The following is a 9,906-nucleotide window of genomic DNA, read 5'->3' on the forward strand; positions in this document are numbered from 1 at the left end:
ACATCCCCGACTATTCGAAGTGGGTCGCCAACGGCACCGTCTACTTCGAAAAGTGGGGCTTCAACGCCCGCGCCTCGGTCCGCTATCGCTCGTCGTTCGTGGGCAAGTTCGTCGGCTTCGGCGGTGAACTGGTCGACAAGCGGATCCTGGGTGAAACCATTGTCGACGGCCAGATCGGTTATGACTTTGGCGAAGGCAGCACGCTGCAGGGCCTGTCGCTCTACATCCAGGGCCAGAACCTGACCAACGAACCGGAAGTCTCGATCGTCAGCGGCGCACCGCTGCAGATCATGAACTACCAGAGCTATGGTCGCCGCTTCATGGCGGGCTTCACCTACAAGTTCTGATCGACATACTGACCCCGGCCCATCACAACGGCCGGGGTCACTAACTCAGGACACGCGGGATGGCTTCCCTCACCCACCGCAGGATCGTGATTGCCGGCGGCGGCACATCCGGCTGGATGACTGCCGCGGCGCTGGGCCGGTTCCTCGACGAGAGCTGGCAGGTCACACTGGTCGAATCCGACGAGATCGGGACGATCGGCGTGGGCGAGGCGACCATTCCGATGGTCCGCAATTTCAACGCCGGCCTTGGGATCGACGAAGCCGCGTTCATGGCCGCGACCCAGGGCAGCTACAAACTGGGCATCGCCTTCGAAGGCTGGGGCGGGTTCGACGAAAGCTATATGCATGGCTTCGGCCTGGTTGGCCGCGGACTGGGGCTGATCCCGTTCCATCACTACTGGCTGCGCGCCCGCGCCGAAGGGCTGGCGGGGCCGCTGGGCGACTATGTGCTCAATGCGGTCGCCGGTTATGCCGGGCGCTTCGCCCATGTGCAGCGCGCGGAGGGCAGTCCGCTGCCGCCGCTGCCTTATGCCTATCATTTCGACGCGACGCTCTATGCCCGCTTCCTGCGCCAGTTTGCGCAAGGCCGCGGGGTGGTGCGGCGCGAAGGCCGGATCGTCGAGGTGCGCCGCGATCCGCACAGCGGCGATGTCTCCGCGCTTACGCTCGCCGACGGGAGCGAGGTCGCGGGCGACCTGTTCGTCGACTGCTCGGGCTTTCGCAGCCTGCTGCTCGGCGAAGCGCTGGGCGTGGGCTATGTCGACTGGAGCGAGTGGCTGCGCTGCGACCGCGCGGTGGCCGTGCCCTGTGCCAAGGTCGATCCACTGGTGCCCTATACCCGCTCGATCGCGCAGCGCGCCGGCTGGCGCTGGCGTATCCCGTTGCAGCACCGCACCGGCAATGGCCACGTGTTCTGCTCGGCCGAGATGAGCGAGGACGAAGCGACCGCGATCCTGCTCGGCGGCCTCGACGGCGAGGCGCTGGCCGACCCGCGCGCGATCGCCTTCAAGGCCGGGCGGCGCGAAACGTTCTGGGAGCGTAACGTGGTCGCGATCGGGCTCGCCTCCGGCTTTATCGAGCCGCTGGAATCGACTTCGATCCACTTGGTCCAGACCGCAATCAGCCGCCTGCTCGACTTCCTCCCCAGCGGCCCGGTGGCGGATGCGGATCGCGACAGCTTCAATCGCCTTGCGGTGTTCGAGATCGAGCGGATCCGCGACTTCGTGATCCTGCACTATGCCGCCAATGGGCGCGTCGGCGAACCGTTCTGGGATCGGCTGCGGACGATGGACCTGCCTGAGCCGCTGGCTCAGCGCATCGCCGTATTCCGCGCCACGGGGCGAATCGTGCGCGAACATGACGAACTGTTCGACGTGCCCGGCTGGGTCCAGGTGATGATCGGGCAGGGGATCGTGCCGGAGCGCTGGCACCCGCTGGCTGACCAGGCGAGCAGTGCGGACCTCAAGGGCTTCATGGATACACTCGCCGCGTCCTATCTGCGCGATGCGGAGCGGATGCCCACCCACGCCGATCACATCGCCCGGTTCTGCCCGGCGGGAGAACTTCATGCGTAACCGATTGCTGCTTGGCCTTGCCGCGTTGGCCCTCGCCATTCCGGCACAGGCGCAGGACGTCCCGGCCGATTACCGCGCCCGGACGCCGGAACAGGAAGTGGTCTATTTCGTCCTGCCCGACCGGTTCGAAAACGGCGATCCGGCCAACGACCGGGGCGGGCTCAAGGGCGACCGGCTGAAGACCGGGTTCGATCCTGCCGCGCGCGGGTTCTACCACGGCGGCGACCTCAAGGGACTGACCGCGCGGCTGGACTATATCCAGGGCCTCGGCGCGACCGCGATCTGGCTGGGCCCGATCTTCGTCAACAAGCCGGTGCAGGGCCCCAAGGGCGATGAAAGTGCGGGCTATCACGGCTACTGGATCACCGATTTCACCCATGTCGATCCGCACTTCGGGACCGACGCGGACTTCAAGGCCTTTGTCGATGCCGCCCACGCGCGTGGCATGAAGGTCTACATGGACATCATCGTCAACCACACGGCCGACGTGATCCAGTACCGCGAAGTCTCGCCCCAGGGCGGCTATCCCTATCGCTCGAAGGCCGACTATCCTTTCAGCCGCAAGGGCGGGGTGGGCGGGGCGCCGATCAATCCCGGCTTTGCGGGGGACGCCGATCCCTCGCCGGAAAACTGGGCCAGGCTGACCGATCCATCGTTTGCCTATACCCCCTATGTGCCCAAGGGCGAAGAGCACGTGAAGGTGCCCGACTGGCTCAACGATCCGATCTGGTACCACAACCGCGGCAACACCGACTGGAAGGGCGAAAGCGCGCAGTACGGCGATTTCGTCGGGCTTGACGATCTTGCCACCGAAAACCCGCGCGTGGTGGCCGGCTTCATCGACATCTATGGCAGTTGGATCGACCGCTTCGGGATCGACGGCTTTCGCATCGATACGGCCAAGCACGTAAATCCCGAATTCTGGCGGGCCTTCGTCCCTGCAATTCAGGCGCGGGCCAAGGCGCGCGGGATCCCGAACTTCCATATCTTCGGCGAAGTCGCGACCTCGGACTTCGATCCCGCACTGCTCGCCTCGTGGACCCGCAATGCCGGGCTGCCAGCGGTGCTCGACTTCGGCTTTGCCGTTGCCGCGATCGACGCGGTGAGCGGCAAGACCGGGACCGACGAGCTTGCCCGGCTGCACGATGACGACGTGCTTTACGCGGGCGGGGCCAAGGGCGCGCTGCAATTGCCGACCTTTGTCGGCAACCACGATGCCGGGCGGCTCGCCATGTTCATCGAACAGCAAAATCCCAAAGCAGGCTCCGAGGAACTGCTGGCGCGCGACATGCTGGGCCATGCCATGCTGCTGACGCTGCGCGGGGTTCCGGTGATCTATTACGGCGACGAGCAGGGCTTTGCCGGACGCGGCGGCGATCAGCTGGCCCGGCAGGACATGTTCCCGAGCAAGGTGGCCGAATACAACGATCAGCCCCTGCTCGGCACCACGGCGACCACCGCCGCGGCCAATTTCGACCCCAATCATCCGCTCTACCGGCTGATTGCCGACCTGTCCGAAGTGCGCCGCACCACGCCCGCCCTGACGGAAGGGATGAGCAAGGTCCGCATGTCTTCGGATAAGCCCGGCTTGCTGGTCGTCTCGCGCTTTGACCCGGTGACTGGGCGCGAAGTGGTGCTGGCGTTCAACACTTCGGCGCAGGGCGTGTCGAGCCGGGTTGCGGTTGAACCGGCGAGCCTTGCTTTCGCGCCGCTGGCCGGTCAGTGTCCGGTGCGAGCGGATGCCCCCGGCACGATTACGATTACCCTCCCCGCGTTCGGCTTTGCCGTTTGCGCAGCCAAGGATTGATACGGGCACCGTCATGAACCGCCTGAGCCGCCTCGAAGCCGATTCAACTGCCGCTACCGTCTGGTGGCGGGGTGCCACCATCTACCAGATCTATCCACGCAGCTTTTGCGACGCCAATGGTGATGGGATCGGCGATCTGCCGGGGATCACGTCGCGGCTCGATTACGTTGCCTCGCTGGGGGTGGACGCGATCTGGCTTTCGCCGTTCTTCACCTCGCCGATGAAGGATTTCGGCTACGACGTTGCCGATTATTGCGATGTCGATCCGATCTTCGGCAAGCTCGCCGATTTCGACGCGCTGGTGGCGCGGGCGCACGACCTGGGCCTCAAGGTATTGATCGACCAGGTCTATGCCCACACCTCGGACCAGCATGCCTGGTTCGAGGAGAGCCGTCAGAGCCGCAGCAACGCAAAGGCCGACTGGTACGTCTGGGCCGATCCCAAGCCAGAAGGCTCACCCCCGTCGAACTGGCAGTCGGTGTTCGGCGGCCCAGCCTGGACCTGGGATGCGCGGCGCGGGCAGTATTACCTGCACAACTTCCTGACCTCGCAGCCCCAGCTCAATTGCCATAACCCCGATGTGCAGGACGCGCTGCTGGGCGTGGCGCGGTTCTGGCTGGATCGCGGCGTCGACGGGTTCCGGCTCGATGCGCTGAACTTCGCGATGCACGATCCGCTGCTGCGCGACAATCCGCCCGCGCCCGACGATGGCAAGCCGCGCACCCGGCCGTTCGATTTCCAGCTGCGCCGTTACAATCAGGGGCATGCCGACATCCCGGCCTTCATCGAGCGGATCCGCGCGCTCACCGATGAATATGCGGCCGTGTTTACCATGGCCGAGGTTGGCGGTGAGGATGCGCTTGCCGAAATGAAGCTGTTCACGCGCGGCGAAGGCCGGCTCAACAGCGCCTATGGGTTCGATTTCCTCTATGCCGAAGCGCTGACGCCGCAGCTGGTCGCAACGTCGCAGGCGCACTGGCCGGACGAGCCGGAGATGGGCTGGCCAAGCTGGGCGTTTGAAAATCACGATGCTCCGCGCGCCTTGTCGCGCTGGTGCGAGCCGGACCAGCAGGAACCGTTCGCCAGGCTGAAGGCCACGCTGTTCGCGGCGCTTCGCGGCGACATCATCATCTACCAGGGCGAGGAACTGGGCCTGACCCAGGTCGATATTCCCTTTGAGCAGCTGCAGGATCCCGAAGCGATCGCCAACTGGCCGCTGACCCTGTCGCGCGATGGCGCGCGCACGCCGATGCCGTGGGCCGCACAGGATGAATTCGGCGGCTTTACGACTGGCCAGCCATGGCTCCCGCTGGGGGCCGAAAACCTGGCGCGCGCGGTTGACCGGCAGGACGGCGATCCCGCATCGTTGCTCAACCTGACGCGCCAGTTGGGGGTCCTGCGCCGGGCCCATCCGGCGCTGCGCGAAGGCCGCTTTTCCCTGCTGCATGCCGATGACAGCCGATTGGTGTTTCGCCGGGAATACTTGGGCGAAGCGGTACTTTGCGGGTTCAACTTTTCGGCCAAGGCGGCCGACTGGCCAACCGGTATTGCACCGCAAGGCAAACAACTGGCGTCGGTGAACGGCGCCGATACGGGTCACCTTGCGCCGTTCGGCGCGGTGCTGGTCGAGGAGAGGTAACAATGCAGTTCCTGCGTAAGATTGGCGCCGTTTCGGCGCTGTTTCTGGCCGTGCCCGCAATGGCCCAGACCGCCGCACCGGCGGCAAGCGTCAGTTCGCCCGATGGCACGATCACGGCAACCTTCGGCACCGATAACGACGGTCACCCCGTCTGGACCCTGTCGCGCAAGGGCAAGCTGCTGATTTCGGCCTCGCGGCTCGGCTTCCTGCTGACCGATGGGCTCGCGCTCGATCGCAGTTTCAAACTGATCGGCGAAGCGCGCGCCAGCGGTGACGATACGTGGGAGCAGCCATGGGGTGAGCGCCGTTTCGTGCGCGATCACTACAACGAGCTGACCGTGCAGTACCGCCAGGCCGATGACCGCGGCGGACGGCTGATGAACGTGCGGGTGCGGGTGTTCGATAACGGCATCGGCTTCCGCTATGAACTGCCCCAGCAACCCGCGCTCAAGACGATGCGGATCGCGGATGAGCTGACCCAGTTCAACATTGTGCCCAAGGGGACGGCGCTGTGGATTCCGGGCGGGGACTGGAACCGCTATGAACAGCTCTACCAGCACACTGCGATCGACGCGGTATCGACCGCGCACACCCCGATTACCATGGTTCTCGAAGACGGCACCCACATGGCCTTTCACGAGGCCGCGCTGGTCGACTATTCGGGCTACTGGCTGAAGCGCGCAAGCGGACAGAACTTTACCACCACGCTGGCGCCGTCCTCGCAAGGCGCGCGCGTGGTGCGCGACCTGCCCTTCGCCACGCCGTGGCGCACGATCCGCCTGTCGGACAACGCCGCCGGACTGGTTGAGAACGACCTTGAACTCAACCTCAACGAGCCGAACAAGCTTGGCGATGTCAGCTGGGTCAAGCCGGGCCGTTATGTCGGGATCTGGTGGGGAATGATCTCGGGCAAGTGGACCTGGGCCACCGGCCCGAACCACGGCGCCACCACCGAAAGAACCAAACAGGTTATCGATTTTGCCAAGAAGTACCACTTCCGTGGCGTGCTCGTCGAAGGCTGGAACGAGGGCTGGAATGCCGATTGGTTCAGCCGTGGCTTCGAATTCAACTTCACCAAGTCGACCCCCGATTTCGACATCAAGGCGGTGACCGACTATGCCAAAAAGCAGGGCGTCCACCTGATTGGGCATCACGAAACCGGTGGCAACATTGCCAATTACGAAGCCCAACTGGACGATGCGATGAAGTTCTACGCCAGCTACGGCGTCGATACGGTCAAGACCGGCTATGTCGCGGATGCGGGCGGGATCATCGCGCCGGGCGACAAGCCGGGCGAAGTGCGGATGGAATGGCACGATGGCCAGCGCCAGGTGCAACACCACCTCAAGGTCGTCGAAACCGCAGCAAAGTATCACATCGCGATTGACGCGCATGAACCGGTGAAGGACACTGGGTTGCGCCGCACCTATCCCAACTGGATCGACCGCGAAGGCGCGCGGGGGATGGAGTACAACGCCTGGGGCGCGTTCGCGAACCCGCCAGGCCACGAGGTGAACCTGGTCTATACCCGGATGCTGTCGGGCCCGATGGATTTCACCCCGGGGGTGCTAAGTCTCGAAGGGGCGAACCACGTGCCGCTTGCCTCGACGCTGGCCAAGCAACTCGGGCTCTACCTTGCGATCTATTCGCCGATCCAGATGGCGGCCGACTTCCCCGAGGAATTGCTCAAGCATCCCAAGGAACTGGACTTCATCAGCAAGGTGCCGACCGACTGGTCGGAAAGCCACCTGATCGCCGGCGAGGTGGGCCAGTTCGCGATCTTCGCGCGCAAGGACCGCGCCGGCGAGGACTGGTATGCCGGCGGCGTCAACAACGAGGATGCGCGCACGATCACCCTGACGCTCGACTTCCTCGATCCCGGCAAGACTTATACCGCCACGATCTACAAGGATGGCGAGGGGGCGACATATGCCACCGCGGCGCGCTTCAACATCGCCTATGAAACCCGCACGGTGAAGCACGGCGACACGATCACGCTGTGGCTCGCACCCGGCGGCGGAGCGGCGATGCGGCTGCATCCGGGCAAGTAAGGGGGCGGGATGCGGCACTGGCTTGGCCTGCTCGTCGCGTTGATCCTGACGGCGCTGGCTCAACCGGCGCTGGCCCGCGATCTGGGGCGCAAGCTTGAATACCGGCAGGTCGAGGCCGCCGGGCTGCCGGTGCAGCGCCTCACCATCTGGCTGCCGCCTGGCTATGACCGCTCGAAGCGTCGCTATCCGGTGGTCTACATGCATGATGGCCACAACCTGTTCGACCTGGCCAATTCCAATTTCAACAAGATCTGGGCAGCCGACAAGGCGATGCTGGCCGCGATGCGGACCGGCCGGGTCGAGCCGCACATCATTGTCGGCATCTGGGCACCGGGGGCGGATCGCTATCGCCAGTATCTGCCGGCCTCGGCCTACCAGGCCGCGCCCCCTGCGCTGCGCGCCAGGATGGATGCGATGGCGGGCGGCCCGATCGTTTCGGACGCCTATCTGGCCTGGATTGCCGGACCGCTCAAGCAATGGGTCGATGCCAGCTTTCGTACCCGTCCGGGACGGGACGACACGGCGATTGTTGGCTCGTCGATGGGCGGGCTGATGAGTTGCTATGCCTTTCTCGAGCGGCCGGACGTGTTCGGCCGGGCCGGTTGCGTCAGTTCGCATTGGCCGGCCATCGACCCCCGCGAGGTCGGGGCAGCCGATGCGCAGTTGATCGCATTGTGGGACAAATGGTTTGCCGACCGGCTCGGCCAGCCTGATGGTCGGCGGCTTTGGCTCGATCATGGCACCGGAACGCTCGATGCGTTCTACAGCCCTTATCAGGATGCGATCGACAGGCGGATCGAGCAGAGCGGATGGCGGCGCGGGATTGATTTCCAGAGCAAGGTCTATCCCGGGGCGGAGCATGAGGAAAACGCCTGGGCGGCGCGTCTTCCGGAAATCTTCGGCTGGCTGCTGGCGAAGTGAGCTAGATCGGGCGGGGCAGGGCTGTCGTCGACTTCATCCGCTCCATCGAGAAGGTCGAGCTCACGTCGGCCAGGTCGGGCACCGCGGCGATCAGCTTGCGGTAGATCCGGTCATAGTGGGCAATATCGCGCACCACGAGCTTGAGCAGGTAATCGACATCGCCAGCCATGCGGTGGCACTCGATCACCTCGTCGATTCTTGCGATCCCGCGCGAAAAGGCTTCGAGCCATTGCTGGTCGTGGCGGCCCGCCCGGATCGCGACGAAGACAGTGGTCGCCAGGCCCAGCTTGTCTGCGTCGAGCAGAGCCACCCGCCGCGCGATCACTCCCGCTTCCTCCAGCCGCTTGATCCGCCGCCAGCAGGCGTTGCTGGATAGCCCGACCTTGTCACCCACGTCGTGGACGGCAAGGGATGCGTCGGCCTGAAGAACGCCGAGGATTGCCCAGTCTATCGAATCAAGTTGCGCATTATCTGTCATAATTGGGATAAAATAACCGCAAAAATGCAAAATATCCAGATATTAGGTGATGAAATCGCGCATATCGGCAGGCATTATTTCCGCAACTTAGGAGATCACCCTGATGGACCCGGCAAAGCTGTTTACCGATCACCCCGCCAGCGTTGGTGAAAGCTATGGCGAGCATTTCGTGATGGCGAGCAGCTTTGGCGTGCGGATGATCCTTGGCGGCATTGCGTGCCTGATCCACGGCTTTCTGCCGTTCCTGTTCGTCAAGACGGGCAGCGTCCAGGTTGCGACGCTGCATGATCGCATGGTCGCCAACCGTCGGCGAAAGCCGCTGCCGGCAGTGCTCGATTTCGTGATTTAGGAGCCCCGAGGGTCGCAGGCCTAAATGGTCGGGGGCTGGGCGGCGCGGGTCAAACCCGCGCTATGCCGCCTAGAGCAGCAGCAGGGCAAAGCCCAGCGAGGCTGCGAAACTGGCGAGCGTTGCGGTGACCACGGGCACTGCCGCTCGCCAGCCCATTTGCAGCAGCAGGTCCATCCGGCTGCGCATCGCCGTGGCCGTGACCGCCAGCAGCAGCAGCGCCTTCGATCCCGTCAGGAAGGCGCCCGTGATGTGCTGTGGCAGGGTGACCAGCGAATTGAGCGTCACCACGATCAGAAATGCAACGATGAACCAGGGCAGGGCGAGCCGCTTCCAGATCGGGGTGCCCGCCACTTCGCCGTCCTGGCCAATTGCCAGGCTGACCAGCACCACGACCGGAGCCAGCAGCGCGACCCGGGCCAGTTTGACGATCGTGGCATAGCTGCCGGCCGCATCGGAAAAGGCATAGCCGCCGCCAATCGCCTGCGCGACATCGTGGATCGAGGCGCCGATCAGGAAGCCGGCCTCGCGGTCGTTCAGCGATAGCTCCGCAGCGAGCGCGGGATAGACCGACATGGCCATCGCGCTGGCCAGCGATATGCCAACCAGCGTCAGCGCGAATTGCGCCTGGCTCACCCGGTTCTTGCCGATCACCCCGTACAGCGCGAGCGCCGCGCTCGCCCCGCAGATCGCGGTTGCTCCGCCGGCGAGGATCCCGGCATAGCTTGACTGGCCCAGCAGCC

Annotated in this window: 8 protein-coding genes and 1 pseudogene; 7 read left to right on the forward strand and 2 right to left on the reverse strand. The window is 64.7% G+C overall.

What is annotated here, in order from left to right:
• From ACE3SN_RS14635 to ACE3SN_RS14660, 6 genes and pseudogenes are all read left to right on the forward strand, one after another.
• Positions 1 to 347 (forward strand): annotated as a pseudogene (locus tag ACE3SN_RS14635) (TonB-dependent receptor); the annotation flags it as partial.
• Between the two features lie 59 nt (positions 348 to 406).
• Positions 407 to 1,921 carry a tryptophan halogenase family protein gene (locus tag ACE3SN_RS14640; RefSeq protein ID WP_374531236.1) on the forward strand — a complete coding sequence of 505 codons (1,515 nt, stop codon included), beginning with the start codon at positions 407 to 409 and terminating at the stop codon, positions 1,919 to 1,921.
• On the forward strand, positions 1,914 to 3,728 hold the full coding sequence (locus ACE3SN_RS14645; protein ID WP_374531238.1) for an alpha-amylase family glycosyl hydrolase: 1,815 nt from the start codon (positions 1,914 to 1,916) through the stop codon (positions 3,726 to 3,728). The genes ACE3SN_RS14640 and ACE3SN_RS14645 overlap by 8 nt, the downstream gene beginning before the upstream one ends.
• Before the next feature lie 13 nt (positions 3,729 to 3,741).
• Positions 3,742 to 5,367, forward strand: a complete 1,626-nt coding sequence (locus ACE3SN_RS14650; RefSeq protein ID WP_374531240.1) for an alpha-glucosidase — start codon at positions 3,742 to 3,744, stop codon at positions 5,365 to 5,367.
• A 2-nt stretch (positions 5,368 to 5,369) separates the two neighbouring features.
• A complete protein-coding gene (locus ACE3SN_RS14655) occupies positions 5,370 to 7,418 on the forward strand; it encodes a glycoside hydrolase family 97 protein (RefSeq protein ID WP_374531242.1) in 2,049 nt (682 codons plus the stop codon).
• A gap of 9 nt (positions 7,419 to 7,427) precedes the next feature.
• Complete coding sequence (locus tag ACE3SN_RS14660; protein WP_374531244.1) at positions 7,428 to 8,339, forward strand: alpha/beta hydrolase; 912 nt, start codon at positions 7,428 to 7,430, stop codon at positions 8,337 to 8,339.
• 1 nt (position 8,340) lies between these two features.
• Here ACE3SN_RS14660 and ACE3SN_RS14665 read toward each other — a convergent pair whose 3' ends face one another.
• Positions 8,341 to 8,817, reverse strand: coding sequence for an Lrp/AsnC family transcriptional regulator (locus ACE3SN_RS14665; protein ID WP_374531246.1), 477 nt, complete (start codon positions 8,815 to 8,817; stop codon positions 8,341 to 8,343).
• Positions 8,818 to 8,920: 103 nt separating this feature from the next.
• On the opposite strand from ACE3SN_RS14665, the gene ACE3SN_RS14670 reads away from it, so the two are divergent.
• A complete protein-coding gene (locus ACE3SN_RS14670; RefSeq protein ID WP_374531248.1) occupies positions 8,921 to 9,166 on the forward strand; it encodes a DUF6356 family protein in 246 nt (81 codons plus the stop codon).
• 69 nt (positions 9,167 to 9,235) lie between these two features.
• Here ACE3SN_RS14670 and ACE3SN_RS14675 read toward each other — a convergent pair.
• Positions 9,236 to 9,906, reverse strand: a 671-nt coding sequence (locus ACE3SN_RS14675) for a YeiH family protein (protein WP_374531250.1), incomplete at its 5' end; no start/stop codon positions are given.

It is taken from the genome of Novosphingobium sp., assembly GCF_041915465.1.
Taxonomy (GTDB): domain Bacteria; phylum Pseudomonadota; class Alphaproteobacteria; order Sphingomonadales; family Sphingomonadaceae; genus Novosphingobium.